This is a genomic window from Kitasatospora sp. NPDC059462 (genome assembly GCF_042749955.1).
GTDB lineage: Bacteria > Actinomycetota > Actinomycetes > Streptomycetales > Streptomycetaceae > Kitasatospora.
In genome coordinates, this window is the sequence record NZ_JBHYUU010000004.1 from 78,162 (window position 1) to 95,801 (window position 17,640).

Annotated in this window: 10 protein-coding genes; all 10 read left to right on the forward strand. The window is 71.2% G+C overall.

Annotated features, from left to right (window positions below; translation table 11 throughout):
• Window positions 1-296 precede the first annotated feature (296 nt).
• On the forward strand, window positions 297-2,849 hold the full coding sequence (locus ACFXAM_RS02375) for a SpoIIE family protein phosphatase (protein ID WP_380287109.1): 2,553 nt from the start codon (window positions 297-299) through the stop codon (window positions 2,847-2,849).
• A 201-nt stretch (window positions 2,850-3,050) separates the two neighbouring features.
• The gene (locus tag ACFXAM_RS02380) at window positions 3,051-5,657 is read left to right on the forward strand and encodes a SpoIIE family protein phosphatase (RefSeq protein ID WP_380287111.1); all 2,607 of its coding nucleotides are present in this window, start codon (window positions 3,051-3,053) and stop codon (window positions 5,655-5,657) included.
• Between the two features lie 114 nt (window positions 5,658-5,771).
• The gene (locus ACFXAM_RS02385) at window positions 5,772-7,565 is read left to right on the forward strand and encodes an ABC transporter family substrate-binding protein (protein WP_380287112.1); all 1,794 of its coding nucleotides are present in this window, start codon (window positions 5,772-5,774) and stop codon (window positions 7,563-7,565) included.
• 219 nt (window positions 7,566-7,784) lie between these two features.
• Complete coding sequence (typA, locus tag ACFXAM_RS02390; protein WP_380287113.1) at window positions 7,785-9,689, forward strand: translational GTPase TypA; 1,905 nt, start codon at window positions 7,785-7,787, stop codon at window positions 9,687-9,689.
• Between the two features lie 440 nt (window positions 9,690-10,129).
• Window positions 10,130-11,764 carry an ABC transporter substrate-binding protein gene (locus tag ACFXAM_RS02395; protein ID WP_380287114.1) on the forward strand — a complete coding sequence of 545 codons (1,635 nt, stop codon included), beginning with the start codon at window positions 10,130-10,132 and terminating at the stop codon, window positions 11,762-11,764.
• Window positions 11,765-11,853: 89 nt separating this feature from the next.
• Window positions 11,854-12,798 (forward strand): ABC transporter permease, encoded by a 945-nt coding sequence (locus ACFXAM_RS02400; protein ID WP_380287115.1) that lies wholly within the window; start codon window positions 11,854-11,856, stop codon window positions 12,796-12,798.
• Complete coding sequence (locus tag ACFXAM_RS02405) at window positions 12,791-13,735, forward strand: ABC transporter permease (RefSeq protein WP_380287116.1); 945 nt, start codon at window positions 12,791-12,793, stop codon at window positions 13,733-13,735. Before ACFXAM_RS02400 ends, ACFXAM_RS02405 begins: the two co-directional genes overlap by 8 nt.
• Window positions 13,736-13,754: 19 nt before the next feature.
• A complete protein-coding gene (locus tag ACFXAM_RS02410; RefSeq protein WP_380287117.1) occupies window positions 13,755-14,804 on the forward strand; it encodes an ABC transporter ATP-binding protein in 1,050 nt (349 codons plus the stop codon).
• The gene (locus ACFXAM_RS02415; protein ID WP_380287118.1) at window positions 14,797-15,813 is read left to right on the forward strand and encodes an ABC transporter ATP-binding protein; all 1,017 of its coding nucleotides are present in this window, start codon (window positions 14,797-14,799) and stop codon (window positions 15,811-15,813) included. The genes ACFXAM_RS02410 and ACFXAM_RS02415 overlap by 8 nt, the downstream gene beginning before the upstream one ends.
• Before the next feature lie 197 nt (window positions 15,814-16,010).
• Window positions 16,011-17,639: an ABC transporter substrate-binding protein gene (locus ACFXAM_RS02420; RefSeq protein WP_380287119.1), complete on the forward strand. Its 1,629-nt coding sequence runs from the start codon at window positions 16,011-16,013 to the stop codon at window positions 17,637-17,639.
• Window position 17,640: the final 1 nt, after the last annotated feature.

A 17,640-nucleotide genomic window follows, 5' to 3' on the forward strand; every position in this document is an offset into this window, starting at 1 on the left:
TATTCGTCACCATCGGTGAGCCGTCCCAGCCGGCGGCGCCGATCCGAGCAGAGCCGGAGGCCCCGTCGGTGTCGAATAGCGGGTTCGGGGGCGGGGGAGCGAGACGGGCGGGCGCCGGAGGGGGCGGCGCGGGAGCCCGCGCCCGGCTGCGCCTCGGTGCGAACCGCGGGTCGGGCGGCCGGGAACGGCCGGCCGGGCGCCGCCGGGGCGAGGGAACGCCCGAGGGGGCGCCGTCCGCCCCGCCGGTGCAGCCCGCCCCGTCCCTCACGGTGCCCGACGCGGCCCCGTCCTCCGGGATGCGCAGCCGCCCCGGCCGGCCCTTCCCCGGCGGCCCGCGCGCCGTCCCCGAGGCCCCCGCCGGGGGCGGCGGGGAGCGCCCCGGGGGCAGCCTCTTCGACGTGGTCAGGGTGGCCATCGCGATCCTGGACACGGCCGGCCGGGTGGTGCTCTGGAGCCCGGCCGCCGAGGACCTGCTCGGCTGGCCGAGCGAGCTGCTGGTCGGCCGCCGGATCGACGAGCTGATCCCCGACGAGGAACAGGTGGCCCGGATCCGGACCGCGATCCAGGACACCCTGCGCCACGGCCGCTGGGCCGGCCCGGCCGAGCTGATCGACCGCGACGGCGTCCCGGTGCTGGTGGACGCCCGGATCTCGCTCCTCGTCGACGGCGACGGCACCCCGTTCCTCCAGGTCAACCTGGCCGGCGCGGACGCCGTCCGGGCGGTGGAGCGGGACCTCGCGGTGCGCGACGCGCTGTTCGAGCAGTCCCCGCTGGGCATCGCCATCCTCGACACCGAACTGCGCTACACCGCCGTCAACCGGACCCTCGCCGAGATGAACGGCGTCGCGCTGGAGGACCACGTCGGCCGCACCACCGGCGAGACCCTGCCCGAGCGGGCCGCCGACGAGATCACCGCGATCCAGCGCCAGGTGCTGGCCACCGGCGAGCCGGTCATCGACGTCACCCTCGCCTCGCCGATCACCGCCCGCTCCGGCTACCGCTCGGTCTCCTACAGCCGGATGACCGACCGCTCCGGCCGGGTCCTCGGCATCTCCGGCACCGTGATGGACGTGACCGAGCGTTACCGGGCGGTGGCCAAGGTCGAGCACGCCCGCCGCCGCCTCTCCCTGCTCAACGAGTTCGGCTCCCGGGTCGGTGACCTGCTGGACGCCTCACGGATCGCGCAGGAGCTGGCCAGTGCGGTGGTGCCCCGGCTGACCGACCACGCCGCCGTCATCCTGCTGCAGGCCGTCGCGCACGGTGACGACCTGCCCCGGCACGGCCACGACCGCCGCACCTCGCTGCTCCAGCTCGGCACCGCCTCCGTCCAGGACGGCCCGGAGGTGGAGGTGATGCTGCGCCGCGGCGCCCGGATCACCTTCGCCGAGGACTCCGCCTGCGGCCGGGTGCTGCGCACCGGCGTGCCCGAGCTGCTCTCCGGCGCCGACCAGCTGAGCGACGTCACCTACGCCGGCGACCCCAAGATGCAGGCCGCGCACGACCTGGGCGTGCACTCGATGCTGGTGGTGCCGCTGCGGGCCCGGGGCATCGTGATCGGCCTGCTGCTGGTCAGCCGGGCCGGCTACCGCGAGGGCTTCGACCGCGACGACCTGGCGTTCACCGTCGAGATGGCGGACCGGGCCGGTTCCTCGCTGGACAACGCCCGGCTGTACGCCCGCGAACGCACCGCCGCCCTCACCCTCCAGCGCACCCTGCTGCCGCAGCAGGTGCCGCAGCCCACCGGCGTCGAGGTCGCCTACCGGTACGTGCCCGGCAGCAGCGGCACCGAGGTCGGCGGCGACTGGTTCGACGTCATCCCGCTGCCCGGCGACCGGACGGCGCTGGTGGTCGGCGACGTGATGGGCCACGGGCTGCGCGCCGCCGCGACGATGGGCCGGCTGCGCACCGCCGTCCGCGTGCTGGCCGCCCTCGACCTGCCGCCCGACGTGCTGCTGCGGCACGTCCACGAGCTGGCCGACGACCTCGCCCAGGGCCCGGACGAGGCGCTGCTCGCCACCTGCGTGTACGCGGTGTTCGACCCGGCCACCGCGACCCTGACCGCCGCCAAGGCCGGCCACATCCCGCCGGTGCTGGTGGTGCCGGGGGAGGGGGCCGAGGGACCGACCCGCGACGGCGGCCCGCTGCCCGGCGGCGCCGGCCGGATCCTGGAGCTGCCCTCCGGCGCCCCGCTCGGGGTCGGCGGCGTGCCCTTCGAGGCCGTCGAGCTGAAGATCCCCGAGGGCAGCCTGCTGGCGCTGTGCACCGACGGCCTGGTGGAGTCCCGGGACAAGGACCTCGACGTCGGTCTGGGCCGGCTGCTCACCGTGCTCCAGGAGCCCTACGCGTCGATCCAGGCGGCCTGCGAGGCGGTGCTGGACACCATGGAGCAGGGCCGCGAGCCGGACGACGTCGCGCTGCTGCTGGCCCGGCTCGGCCACGGGCAGGCCGGCACCCCGACGGCGGGCTGGACGCTGCCCGCCGAGCCGACCGCCGTCTCCCGGGCCCGCCGGCTGGTCCGCGCGACGCTCGCCGAATGGGGCGTCGAGGAGCTGACCGACACCGCGGAGCTGCTGGTCAGCGAGCTGGTCACGAACGCCGTCCGGTACGCCAGCGCGCCGATCGGGGTGCGGCTGACGCTCGGCGGGACGCTGCTGGTGGAGATCTCCGACCCGCTGCCGGACCCGCCGCGCGAGCGGCACGCCGCCGAGGCGGACGAGGGCGGCCGCGGGCTGGAGCTGGTGACCCGGCTGGCCCTGCGCTGGGGGGCCAGGGCGGAGGGGATGGGCAAGGTGGTCTGGTTCGAACAGGGGCTGCCGGGCACCCCCGAGGCGGAGCTGTCGGGCGGCTGAGTCCGGGCCGCCGGCCGCGGCCGGGGGAGCGCGCGCTCCGGCAGGGGGCGCGAGCGTGGCATTGTGGTTGCGCGGGCGGTAGGACAAAAACCTTCGCCCGATCTGATGTTGTGATGTTGAGGGCGTGTGAACGTACCCCTCGATGATGAATACTCGGTCTTCTCGACATCCGGACGGTCGCGGGTTTGGAGGGGTCGGTCCGTGAACAGCACCCCGGCGCGCAATGCGCCGAGCAGCAGCGGTCATGCCGCTGTACCCGGGCAGGCCGGCGCCCAACACGTGCCCGGCCCTGCCCACCACCACCTGCCCGCCCGCGCCCGCGCCCCGCGGCCGGCGGCCGAGGAGCAGCGGTGGGGTGCCGGGGACCCGGGCTCGATCTACGACTACATCCGGGTCGCCACCTTCGCGATCGGCCCCGACGGCCGGATCAGCCAGTGGAGCGACCGCGCGGCCGAGTTCTTCGGGGTCCCCGCCGTCGAGGCGGTCGGCGCCGACCCGGTGACCACCTTCGTCCCGCGCGAGCTCTGGCAGCGCGGGCGCGCCCGGCTGGAGCGCACCCTGGCCGGTGAGGAGTGGGTCGGCACCACCCCGTACCGGCACGCCGACGGCGGCGAGGGCCTCGCCGAGCTCTACCTGATGCCGGACAGCGAGCTGCCCGCCGCCGGCGCCACCTGTCTCGCGGTCGACCTCGGCCGGCTGCGCCGGATCGAGACGGATCTGGCCGCCTCGGAGGCGGTTTTCGGCCAGACCCCGACCGGGTTCGTCCTCTTCGACGAGCGGCTGCGCTTCCAGCGCGTCAACGACGCCTTCGCCTCCGGCATGGGCCTGGCCCCCACCGACCTGGAGGGCCTCACCCCGCACGACATCTTCCCCGGCTCCGAGGCCGACCGGCTCACCGCCGCCCTGCGCAAGGTCCTCGCCAGCGGCGAGCCCGTCTTCGACCTGCGCTTCCACGCCGCCGTGCCGACCCGCGAGGGCAACCGGCTCTGGGCCGTCTCGCTCTACCGCCTCAACGGCGCGGCCGGCCAGCCGATGGGCGTCGCCGGACAGGTCTCCGACGTCACCAGCCGGCACGTCGCCGAACGCGAGGCCGACGGCGTGCGCCGCAACCTCGCCCTGCTCAACGAGGCCAGCGCCCACATCGGCTCCACCCTCGACCTGGAGACCACCGCCAAGGAACTGCTGGACGTCGTCGTCCCGCCGTTCTGCGACCTCGCCACCGTCGACCTCTACACCGCGCTGCTCTCCGGCGAGACCGTGCCCAGCGCCGGCCGGCTCGGCGACACCGTGCTCACCGACGGCAGCGGCGAACTGCGCCGGGTCGCCGTCTCCAGCGTGGTCGGCGGCGCCTCCTCGGTGCTCGGCTCGGTCACCGGCCTGCCCATCGCCGAGGCCGGCGGCACCCTCTGCTACCCGCGCCGCTCCCCGCACGCCCGGGCGCTGCGCACCGGCCGCAGCGTCGTCCCCGAGCCCGGCCCCGACCCGCTGCTGCGCTCCACCCTGATCGTCCCGCTGGTCGCCCGCGACCAGGTGCTCGGCCTGGTCCAGCTCTCCCGGGCGATCGGCAGCGAGCCCTTCGACGCCCGCGACGTCGCCATCGCCGAGGAACTCGTCGCCCGCGCCGCCGTCTGCATCGACAACGCCCGGCTCTACCGCCGCGAGCACGAGCGCGCGCTGATCCTCCAGCGCAGCCTGCTGCCCCCGGGCAACCCGGTCGCCAGCGGCCTGGAGATCGCCTGCCGCTACCTGCCCAGCAACAACAACACCGAGGTCGGCGGCGACTGGTTCGACGTCATCCCGCTGCCCGGCAACCGCACCGCCCTGGTCATCGGCGACGTCATGGGCCGCGGCCTGCGCGCCGCCGTCGCCATGGGCCAGCTGCGCACCGCCGTCCGCACCCTGGCCATGCTCGACCTGGAGCCCGGCGAGGTGCTCGCCGCGCTCGACGAGATCGCCCGCGGCCTCGGCGACGACACCGCGCCGACCGGCCGCTCCAACCCGTACGGGCGGCTCACCTCCAGCGCCGACGAGGAGGCCCGCGAGGTCTACCTGGCCACCTGCGTCTACGCGGTGTACGACGCGGTCACCCGGCGCTGCACCTTCGCCAACGCCGGCCACCTGCCGCCCGTCCTGCTCGGCCCCGGCGAGCCCGCCCGGATGCTGGACGTCCCGCCCGGCCTGCCGCTCGGCGTCGGCGGCGAGCCCTTCGAGGAGGTCGAGCTGACCCTCCCGGACGGCGCGGTGCTCGGCCTCTACACCGACGGCCTGGTGGAGAGCCGCAAGCACCAGCTGGACGAGGGCCTGAAGGCCTTCCGCACCGCGCTGTCCGACGAGGGCAAGAACCTGGAGGACCTCTGCGACCACGTCCTCGGCGAGCTCAACCCGCACCACGGCGAGGACGACATCGCCCTGCTGATGGCCAAGGTGCACGCCTTCCCGGACGACGCCGTCGGCCAGTGGTTCCTGCCGCCCGAGCCGACCTCGGTCTCCAAGGCCCGCGAGTACGCGTGCAGCTGGCTGCTCGCCCGGGGTCTGGACGAGCTGGTCGACACCACCGAGCTGCTGGTCAGCGAACTGGTCACCAACGCGCTGCGGCACGGCCGGGGCGAGATCCGGCTGCGGCTGCTGCGGGATTCGACCATGGTGTGCGAGGTCTGGGACGACGGCTACGCCCAGCCCCGGCAGCGGCGCGCCCACGAGACCGACGAGGGCGGGCGCGGACTCCAGCTGGTCAGCCTGCTCGCCGAACGCTGGGGCAGCCGGCGCACGCCCAAGGGCAAGATCGTCTGGTTCGAGCTGGGGCTCTAGCCGGCGCCCGCCCCGGACGCGGAGCGGGTGACATGCGCCCGACCGGGTGCTGTCGCCCGCCGGGCCGCCGTGTCGGGGCCGCCGGGCGCGCGGGGGCGGCGTTCCATGGCCGCCATGCGCGCCCGCCTCCCCGTCGCAGCCGCCGCCCTGCTGCTCGCCCTCGGTGTCACGGCCGGCTGCCTCGGCGGCCCCGACCCGGCCCGCCCCGGCCGGACGCCCGACCCCGCGCCGCCCGCCCCGGCCGTCGTCACCGGGGACCTCGGCCCGGCCGACCGGGCCGCCGTCCGCGACGGCGGCACCCTGCGCTGGGCCGTCGACGCCGTCCCGGCCACCCTGAACGTCCACCAGCCCGCCGCCACCCCCGAGTCCGCGCTGCTGGCGCACGCCCTCTACCCCGCGATGTTCCGGCCGGACGCGCACGGCGAGTGGACGCCCGACCCGGACTACCTGGCCGCCGCCGAGTCCACGCCGCCCGGACAGCTGCCCCAGGTGGTCACCTACCACCTCAACCCGCACGCCGTCTGGAGCGACGGCACCCCCCTCTCCGCCGCCGACTTCATCGCCCAGCGGGCCGCGCTCTCCGGCCTCGACCCCGCCTCCACCGCCGTCGGCCCGGCCGGGTACGCGGCCGTCGACTCGATCGCCCGCGGCGCCGACCCGCACGAGGTGAAGGTCACCTTCCGCCGGCCCTGCGGAGAGTGGCAGGCCCTCTTCGGCCCGCTCTACCCCGCCGCCGAGACCGCCACCGCCGCCGCCTTCGGCCGCCCGCTGCCCGGCGGCACCGCCCACCCCACCGCCGGCCCGTTCCTGGTCGACGGGTACGACCCGGCGGGCGGGCGGGCCACCCTGGTCCGCAACCCGTTCTGGTGGGGCGAGCCGGCCAAGGCCGACCGCATCGAGTTCCTCGCCGTCCCGGCCGAGCGGCGGACCGAGGAGCTGGCCTCGGGACGGCTCGACCTCGCCCCGCTGACCACGGCGGTCGAGCACGCCGGTGCCGACCCCGCCGAGGCCCTGCGGCGCGCCGGGACGCTGCCCGGCGTCACCCTGCACCGGGCCGCCGGGGCCGGCCTCGTCCAGCTCACCCTGAACGCCGCCCGCGAACCGCTCACCGACCCGGCGCTGCGCCGGGCGCTGGCCCGCGCCGTCGACCGCCGGCACGCCGCCGGGGCCGCGCTGGCGCCGTTCGGGCTGCCCGCCGCACCGCTCGGCCACCACCTGCTGGCCGGCGACCAGCCCGGCTACCGGGACGACGCCGACGCACTGGGCGGCGCCGACCCCGGGCGGATGCTGGACGAGGCCGGCTGGAGGCGCCCCGCCGCCGGCGCCACCCGGACCGGGGCCGGCCGCGAACTGGCGCTCACCCTGCTGGTCCCGGCCGGCTCCGCGACCCTGCGGCGGGCGGCCGAGGCGGTGGCGGCGGACCTCGGTACGGCCGGGGCGGCCGTCCGTGTCACCGAGGCGCCGGCGGACGCCTTCGTCCGCGACCACCTGGCCGCCGGCGACTACGACCTCGCCCTGTTCGCCTGGCCGGCCGGACCCGCCCCGGCCGACGAGCAGCGGCCCGTCTACGCCAAGCCCCGCCCCGGCCCGGACGGCGCCCCGGTGGCGGGCCGCAACTACGCCCGGGCCGGGACGGAGGAGATCGACCGCCTCTTCGAACGCGCCGCCGCCGAGCCCGACCCGCCCGCCCGCCGGGCCCTGCTCCAGGAGGCCGACGTGCGGATCTGGCAGCTGGGCCACTCGGTGCCGCTGTTCCAGCGCCCGGAGGTGCTCGGGGTGCGCACCGGCGTCACCGGCGCCGGCGTCCGGGGCCTCGGCCGCCCCCGCCTCCAGGACCTGGGCTGGGCGGAGGAGCGGCGGACCGCCGCGGGAGGGGCGGCGGACCGGGGCACCGAGGTCACCGGGTGAAGGGCGGGTGAACGGGGTGTGATCCCCACCCCGCGCTTCCTGCCCGTTTCGGCCCAGCTGGGCGGTTCCCCGTACCATAGGAGGAAGCCGTGGCATGTCCTGCCCGGCGGGTGGACCGGTAGTAGCAGGCGGAACGGGTGGTGGCGGCCGACAGGGGTCGCAAGTGCGCGTCACGCAGCCGGGCGCCGTAACCCACGATTCCGGGAGAATCTGCTAGGCATGCCCACGCGCAATGACATCCGTAACGTCGCCATCGTCGCCCACGTCGACCACGGCAAGACCACCCTGGTCGACGCCATGCTGAAGCAGGCCGGCGCCTTCGCCGCCCACCAGCAGCTCGACGACCGGATGATGGACTCCAACGACCTGGAGCGCGAGAAGGGCATCACCATTCTCGCGAAGAACACCGCAGTCAAGTACCACCCGAAGGACGGTGGCGCGCCGATCACCATCAACATCATCGACACCCCGGGCCACGCCGACTTCGGTGGCGAGGTCGAGCGCGGTCTGTCGATGGTGGACGCGGTCGTCCTGCTGGTCGACGCCTCCGAGGGGCCGCTGCCGCAGACCCGCTTCGTGCTCCGCAAGGCGCTCACGGCGCGGCTGCCCGTCATCCTCTGCATCAACAAGACCGACCGTCCGGACGCCCGGATCGACGAGGTCATCAACGAGACCTACGACCTGTTCCTCGACCTGGACGCGGACGAGGACCAGATCGAGTTCCCGATCGTCTACGCCTGCGCCCGTGACGGCGTCGCCTCGCTGACCAAGCCGGAGAACGGCACCGTTCCCGCCGACAGCGACAACCTGGAGCCGTTCTTCTCCACCATCCTGGAGCACGTCCCGGCCCCGACCTACGACGCCGACGCCCCGCTGCAGGCGCACGTCACCAACCTGGACGCCGACAACTTCCTCGGCCGCATCGCGCTGCTCCGCGTCGAGCAGGGCGAGCTGCGCAAGGGCCAGACGGTGGCCTGGATCAAGCGCGACGGCTCCATCTCCAACGTCCGCATCTCCGAGCTGCTGATGACCGAGGCGCTCACCCGCAAGCCGGCCGAGGTGGCGGGCCCCGGTGACATCTGCGCCGTCGCCGGCATCTCCGACATCATGATCGGCGAGACCCTCGCCGACACCGAGAACCCGATCGCGCTGCCGCTGATCACGGTGGACGAGCCGGCCATCTCGATGACCATCGGCACCAACACCTCGCCGCTGGTCGGCCGGGGCGGCAGCGGCAAGGGCGCGGACGCCAAGTCCGGCGCCAAGGTCGACCGCAAGGTCACCGCCCGCCAGGTGAAGGACCGCCTGGACCGCGAGCTGATCGGTAACGTCTCGCTGCGCGTCCTGGACACCGAGCGCCCGGACGCCTGGGAGGTGCAGGGGCGCGGTGAGCTGGCGCTGGCCATCCTGATCGAGACCATGCGCCGCGAGGGCTTCGAGCTGACCGTCGGCAAGCCGCAGGTGGTCACCAAGGAGGTCAACGGCAAGACCCACGAGCCGGTCGAGCGCCTGACCGTGGACGTGCCCGAGGAGCACATGGGTGCCGTCACCCAGCTCATGGGCATCCGCAAGGGCCGGATGGACAACATGTCCAACCACGGCTCGGGCTGGGTCCGGATGGAGTTCGTCGTGCCGTCCCGCGGTCTGATCGGCTTCCGGACCGAGTTCCTGACCAACACCCGCGGCACCGGCATCGCGCACTCGATCCACGAGGGCCACGAGCCGTGGTTCGGCCAGCTCACCACCCGCAACAACGGCTCGCTGGTCGCCGACCGGGCCGGTGTGGTCACCGCCTTCGCGATGACCAACCTCCAGGAGCGCGGCGTGCTCTTCTGCGAGCCGGGCACCGAGGTGTACGAGGGCATGATCGTCGGCGAGAACTCGCGCTCCGACGACATGGACGTCAACATCACCAAGGAGAAGAAGCTCACCAACATGCGGTCCTCGACCGCCGACGTGGCCGAGTCGATCGTCCCGCCGCGCAAGCTCTCGCTGGAGCAGTCGCTGGAGTTCTGCCGCGAGGACGAGTGCATCGAGGTGACCCCGGAGACGGTTCGCATCCGTAAGGTCGTCCTGGACCAGAAGGACCGCGGCCGGACCGCTTCGCGCGCGAAGAAGGCGTGATCACGGCGCTCTGAGCCCCTCCGGCGGTGCTTTGGCCGGAAACGTTCGCCCCCCTTTCCGATGGAGAGGGGGGCGAACTTTTTCAACTACTCCACGCTGTCGACGCGCGTATAAACGGAATAGCGCCTACCACGCCAAGGTGTCCGCTGAGCGAACGTGACAGTCCGTCATTCATGACGACTGTCCGGTTGATGCCTGTCTGAGTATGTCTCATATGTCCGATTTTCGAAACTTACCGACCGTTCATGTGACCTAATTGAGATCGGCAGTGGTCACTTTCGTGTCCGTGCGTGACACATAGTGGGTGCAGTCAGGCTCGGGTCAAGGGTTAACGCGCAGGGGTGCGCGCCGAAACCACGAGCGCGGACGGCACGGCGGACCGGACCAACCGCCCGCGGTGCTCTCCTCGTTGGAAAGTCGAATTCAGGAGGCATCCCCCCATGCGTGGTGCAACCCAGACCAAGTGGATCGTCGCGGCGACCGCGATCGCCCTCGCGGCGACCGCCTGCAGCACCAGCTCGAAGAGCGACGACAAGGCGTCCTCCGGCGGCGGCACGATCGCCGTCCAGCTCGGTGAGCCGCAGCACGGTCTGATCCCGCAGAACACCGCGGAGTCCGAGGGTGCCGAGGTCCTGAACGCGCTGTTCGCCGGCCTGGTCGAGTACGACAACAAGACCAACGAGCCGAAGCTGCGCGTCGCCGAGTCGATCGAGTCCCCGGACAGCAAGGTCTGGACGATCAAGCTGAAGGACGGCTACACCTTCCACAACGGCGAGGCGGTCACCGCCCAGTCCTTCGTGGACGCCTGGAACTGGGGCGCCAACCAGGACAACGCCGCCGAGGGCCTGCCCTTCTTCGCCAAGATCGACGGCTCCGCCGACCTGGCCCCGGGCAAGGACAAGAAGCCGACCACCGACAAGCTCAAGGGCCTGCAGGTCGTCGACGACAAGACCTTCACCGTCACCCTGACCAACCCGTTCTCCCAGTTCAAGACCATGCTGGGCTACAACGCCTTCTACCCGCTGCCGAAGGCCTTCTTCGCGGACAAGAAGTCGTTCGAGGACGCCCCGATCGGCAACGGCCCGTTCCAGATGGACGGGAAGTGGGAGCACAACCAGCAGATCAAGGTCAAGCGCTTCGACAACTTCCCCGCCGCGGACGGCAAGGCGAAGCTGCAGGGCGTCACCTTCAAGATCTACGACAAGCTGGAGACGGCGTACAACGACCTGCGCGCCGACAACATCCAGGCCACCGACAAGCTCCCGATCTCGGCCATGGGCACGGTCAAGGGCGAGTTCGGCGACCGCTACATCTACAAGCCGGAGTCCGGCGTCGGTTACATCGGCTTCCCGATCTCGACCAACCCGGCCGCGTACGGCAAGCCGGAGATCCGCAAGGCGATCTCCATGGCGATCGACCGCGAGCAGATCACCAAGACCATCTTCTCGGGCACCCGCGTCCCGGCCGACGACTTCATCAACCCGCTGATCCCGGGTTACCGCAAGGGCGCCATGGGCGACGCGGCCAAGTACGACCCGGCCAAGGCCAAGCAGCTGTTCGACACCGCCGGCGGTGTCCCGAACAACACCATCGAGCTGGGCTACAACGCCGACGGCGGCCACAAGGAGTGGATCGAGGCCGTCGCCAACCAGCTGAAGAAGAACCTGGGCGTCGAGGTCACCACCAAGCCGTTCGAGAAGTTCGGCAAGATCCTGGACGCGCTGGGCGAGAAGCAGTACTCCGGTGCCTTCCGCATGGCGTGGTCGATGGACTACCCGTCGATCGAGAACTACGAGCGTCCGATCTTCTCCAAGGTCGCGATCGACAACGGCTCGAACTACGGCGGTTACGTCAACGAGCAGTTCGAGTCGCTGCTGGACCAGGCCGACCAGGCGAAGACCCCGGAGGAGGGCCTGAAGCTGTACCAGCAGGCCGACGACGTCCTGATCCAGGACCTGCCGTACATCCCGGTCTACACCTACATGTCCTCCGCCGCGTACTCGAAGAAGATCAAGAACTTCGACACCGACGCCCAGGGTCGCATGAACCTGGACGAGGTCGAGCTCGCCGGCTGATCTGAGACGCAGACGATAGGGGGCGGGTGGACCGGACCACAGTCCGGCTCCGCCCGCCTCCCTTCCTTGTCCGAAAGTGTGGAGGTCTGATGGGCCGCTATGTGATCCGCCGACTGATACAGGCGATCCCTGTTCTGATCGGTGCGACATTCCTGATCTACTTCGTCGTGTTCTCGCTGCCCGGTGACCCGGTGCAGGCGCTGGCCGGCGAGAAGCGAGCCGACCCGATCGTCGCGGAGATGATCCGCAACAAGTACCACCTGAACGACCCGTTCATCGTTCAGTACTGGAACTACATCACCGGTGTCTTCCAGGGCGACCTGGGCGAGAGCCTGACCGGTCGCTCGGTGAGCGAAATGATCGGCGAAGCGTTCCCGTACACCATGAACCTCGCCCTGGTCGCCTTCGTCTTCGAGGCGGTCATCGGTGTCGCGGCGGGTGTGCTGGCGGCCCTGCGCAAGGGGAAGTTCCTGGACCAGCTGGTCCTCATCAGCACCCTGCTGGTCATCTCGATCCCGGTCTTCGTCACCGGCTTCGTGCTCCAGCTGGTGCTCGGCGTCAAGCTGAAGAACGACTACGGCATCGAGATCTTCGCGGTCTCGTTCAACGAGGAGGACGGGCTCCGCGCCTACCTGCTCCCGGCCCTGGTGCTGGCCTCGCTGTCGCTGGCCTACGTCGCCCGACTGACCCGCACCAGCCTCATGGAGACCATGCGCACGGACTACGTCCGCACCGCGGTCGCCAAGGGCCTGAAGCGCCGTCGGGTGGTCGGCCGGCACGCCCTGCGCAACGCGCTGATCCCGATCGTCACCTTCCTGGGTGCCGACCTCGGCGGTCTGATGGGCGGTGCGGTCATCACCGAGAAGATCTTCAACATTCACGGCATCGGCGGTCTGCTCGCCCAGTCCGTGTACCAGAAGCAGGGGACGATCATCGTCGGCGTGGTCACGCTGCTGGTGCTGATCTACCTGGTCACCACCCTGCTCGTGGACCTGCTGTACGCCGTGCTCGACCCGAGGATCCGCTATGAGTGACACCATCACCAAGGACGCCGAGACCCAGCCGGGGGACAACCGGCCCGAGGCCGGCCAGGGCAAGACCGAGAAGCCGGAGCGCGTCGCCAGCCTCTGGACCGACGCGATGCGCGACCTGCGCCGCAACCCGGTCTTCATCATCGGCGCCGTGCTGGTCTTCTTCCTCGTGGTCATCTCGATCGCCCCGGGCCTGTTCACCGACGGCAGCCCGTTCGACGGCAACGCCTGCGACCTGGCCAACTCCCTGAAGCGTCCGAGCACCGACCACTGGTTCGGCTACGACGTCCAGGGCTGCGACGTCTACACCCGCACGGTGTGGGGCGCCCGCAACTCGATCATCGTCGGCATCGTGACCACCCTGGTGGTCACCGTGGTCGGCGCCCTGCTCGGCCTCTGGGCCGGCTGGAAGGGCGGGATCGTCGACTCGATCCTGTCCCGCTTCACCGAGATCTTCTTCTCGATCCCGCTGCTGCTCGGCGGCATGCTGATCATGTCGATGATCCCGTGGGCCGGTAACGCCTACAGCGTCTCGCTGGTGATGGCCGTCCTCGGCTGGCCGCAGATCTTCCGCATCATGCGCGCCTCCGTGCTGGCCAACAAGAACAACGACTACGTGATGGCCGCCCGTGCGCTGGGTGCCGGATCGGGCCGGATCACCTTCCGGCACATCCTGCCGAACGCCATCGCGCCGGTCATCGTCGTCGCCGCGATCTCCCTGGGCGTCTACATCGGCGCCGAGGCTGCCCTGTCCTACCTGGGCATCGGCGTCCAGCCGCCGCAGATCTCCTGGGGCCTGATGATCAGCGACGCCTCGGTCCGCTTCCTGGACGCGCCGCACGTCCTGCTCTTCCCGTCGGCCGCGCTGTCCATCACCGTGCTGGCCTTCATCATGCTCGGCGACGCGGTGCGCGACGCCCTCGACCCGAAGCTCCGCTGAGAGAAGAGGTGACGACCCGATGACCACCGTGATCGAGAAGAACCAGAAGAACGGCCGCCTGGAGGTCGGTACCCCGCTGCTGGAGGTCAAGGACCTCCACGTGGAGTTCCACACCCGGGACGGCGTCGCCAAGGCCGTGAACGGCGTCAACTACTCGGTTGCCGCCGGTGAGACCCTCGCGGTGCTCGGCGAGTCCGGCTCCGGCAAGTCGGTGACCGCCCAGACCATCATGGGCATCCTCGACATGCCGCCCGGCAAGATCTCGCAGGGCCAGATCCTCTTCCGCGGGCAGGACATGCTCGCCATGAAGGAGGAGGAGCGCCGGCAGATCCGCGGCCAGAAGATCGCGATGATCTTCCAGGACGCGCTGTCCTCGCTGAACCCGGTGATGACCGTCGGCGCCCAGCTCGGCGAGATGTTCCGGGTGCACCGCGGCGCCTCCAAGAAGGAGGCCCGGGAGAAGGCCGTCGAGCTGATGGAGCGGGTGCGCATCCCCGCCGCCAAGCAGCGCGTGGGCGACTACCCGCACCAGTTCTCCGGCGGCATGCGCCAGCGCATCATGATCGCCATGGCGCTCTCCATGGAGCCCGACCTGATCATCGCCGACGAGCCCACCACCGCCCTGGACGTCACCGTCCAGGCCCAGGTGATGGACCTGCTCGCGGAGCTGCAGGACGAGTACAACATGGGCCTGATCCTGATCACCCACGACCTCGGCGTGGTCGCCGACGTCGCGGACAAGATCGCCGTGATGTACGCCGGCCGGATCGTCGAGACCGCCCCGGTGCACGACCTGTACGCCAACCCGGCGCACCCGTACACCAAGGGCCTGCTCCGCTCCATCCCGCGCCTGGACCAGAAGGGCCAGGAGCTGTACGCGATCAAGGGCCTGCCCCCGAACCTGCTCAAGGTCCCGGCCGGCTGCGCGTTCAACCCCCGCTGTGACGTCGCCACCGACGTGTGCCGCACGGAGATCCCGAAGCTGCACCAGGTGACCGACAAGGACGGCAAGGAGCTCACCGGCCGCCGCAGCGCGTGCCACCTCTGGAAGGAGACCCTCCATGGCTGAGCCCATCCTGGAGGTCAAGGACCTGGTCAAGCACTACCCGCTGACCCAGGGCATCCTGTTCAAGAAGCAGGTCGGCGCCGTCAAGGCCGTCGACGGCGTCTCCTTCGAGCTGGCGAGGGGCGAGACGCTCGGCATCGTCGGCGAGTCCGGCTGCGGCAAGTCGACGCTGGCCAAGGTGCTGATGCACCTGGAGCGGGCGACGTCCGGCCAGGTGCTGTTCAAGGGCGAGGACATCACCAAGCTGTCCGGCGCGGGCCTCAAGGCCGTCCGCCGGAACATCCAGATGGTGTTCCAGGACCCGTACACCTCGCTCAACCCGCGCATGACGGTCGGCGACATCATCGGCGAGCCCTTCGAGATCCACCCCGAGGTGGCTCCCAAGGGCGACCGCCGCAAGGCCGTCCAGGACCTGCTGGACGTCGTCGGCCTCAACCCGGAGTACATCAACCGGTACCCGCACCAGTTCTCCGGCGGTCAGCGCCAGCGCATCGGCATCGCCCGCGGCCTGGCGCTCAAGCCCGAGATCATCATCTGCGACGAGCCGGTCTCCGCGCTCGACGTGTCCGTCCAGGCCCAGGTGATCAACCTGCTGGAGCAGCTCCAGAACGAGTTCGAGCTCTCCTACATGTTCATCGCCCACGACCTCTCGATCGTCCGGCACATCTCCGACCGCGTCGGCGTGATGTACCTCGGCAAGATGGTCGAGATCGGCACGGACGAGGAGATCTACGAGAACGCCACCCACCCGTACACCCAGGCGCTGCTCTCCGCGGTGCCGGTGCCGGACCCGGAGGCGCGCGCGAACCGCGACCGGATCATCCTGACCGGTGACATCCCCTCGCCGGCCAACCCGCCGTCCGGCTGCCGCTTCCGCACCCGCTGCTGGAAGGCGGAGGAGCGCTGCTCGACCGAGGTCCCGCTGCTCGCGGTGCCCGAGGTGCTGAGCGGCCCGGCCAAGCACCAGTCGGCGTGCCACTTCGCCGCCGTCCGGGAGACGGCCGCGGCCTGACCGCCCGACCGTTCCCGCCCGGAGGGGCCCGTCGCCGTTCACGGCACGGGCCCCTCCGGCGTCGGCGCGCCCGCGTCCGCCGGGGCGTCAACCGAGGCCGCGCCGGTGCACCCGTCCGGGGGTTCCCCGCTCGCGCCGCCGGGCGGCCGCGCTTCTCATGGGGTGTGATGCGTCACACACCTTGAGGAGGGACCTCCATGCCCGTGGCCACCCGTGCTCGATGGGTCCTCGCCGCAGCGACGTCCGTGGCCCTGGTGGCCAGTGGATGCAGCAGCAGCAGCGACGGGGGCGGCAGCAGCGGCTCGTCGGACACCAGCAAGACCTTCAGCTACCAGAGCAGTGAGCCGCAGAACGCGCTGCAGCCCGCGAACGCCAACGAGACCGGCGGCGGGCGCATCCTGCAGAACCTCTTCAAGGGTCTGGTCGACTACGACCCCGAGACCGCGAAGATCCGGATGCAGGCCGCGGACAAGATCGAGACCAGTGACTCGCAGACCTTCAACGTCACGCTGAAGGACGGCTGGAAGTTCCACGACGGCACGCCGGTGCACTCCAAGAACTTCGTGGACGCCTGGAACTGGGGTGCGACCAGCACCAACAACCAGATCAACAGCTCCTGGTTCTCCGACATCGAGGGCTACCAGGACGTCCACCCGGCGAGCGGGCAGCCGACCGCGGCCAAGATGTCCGGACTGACCGTCACGGACGACCTGCACTTCACCGTCAAGCTGAGCCACAAGGTCTCGTACTTCGAGTACAAGCTCGGCTACATCGCCTTCTCGCCGCTCCCGGACGGCTTCTTCAACGACCCCACCGGGTACGGCCAGAAGCCGGTCGGCAACGGCGCCTACCAGTTCGTCAGCTGGGACCACAACCAGCAGGTGGTCACCAAGGCCTTCGCGGACTACCAGGGCGTGGACAAGCCGAAGAACGGCGGCATCGTCTTCAAGATGTACAGCACCGCCGAGGCCGCCTACGCCGACCTGCAGTCCAACAACCTGGACGTGATGGACCAGGTGCCGCCCTCGGCGCTGGCCACCTACAAGAGCGACCTCGGCGACCGGGCGATCGACGCCCCGCAGGGCGCCATCCAGAACATCGGCTTCACGCTCTACCAGGCCGACTGGGCGCCCCCGGAGAAGGCCAAGGTCCGCCAGGGCCTGTCGATGGCGATCGACCGCGACACCATCACCAAGACGGTGCTCCAGGGCTCGCGCAAGCCGGCCACCGCCTGGGTCGCCGAGGGCGTCGAGGGCTACAAGGACGGCCAGTGCGGTGACAACTGCAAGTTCGACCCGGCCAAGGCCAAGCAGCTGATCACCGAGGGCGGCGGCGTCCCCGGCAACAAGCTGACCATCACCTACAACGCGGACGGCGGCCACAAGGAGTGGGTCGACGCGGTCTGCAACTCGATCCGGCAGAACACCGGCGTGGACTGCGTCGGCGACCCCAAGCCGGACTTCAAGACCGCCCGCGCGGCGATCACCGGCCACCAGATCAACGGCGCCTTCCGCACCGGCTGGGTCCAGGACTACCCGCTGAACGCCAACTTCCTCGCCGACGTGTACCGCACCGGCGCGGCGTCCAACGACTTCGGGTACAGCAACCCGCAGTTCGACCAGCTCGCCACCCAGGCCGACGAGGCGTCCAGCGTCTCCGACACGGTGACCGGCTACCAGCAGGCCGAGGCCGTGCTGGCCCAGGGCATGCCGGCCATCCCGCTCTGGTACTACCGCACCAACTCGGGCTACTCCACCAAGGTCCAGAACGTGAAGTTCGACTCCTTCGGCAACCCGGCCTGGACCCAGGTCGAGGTCAAGGGCTGAC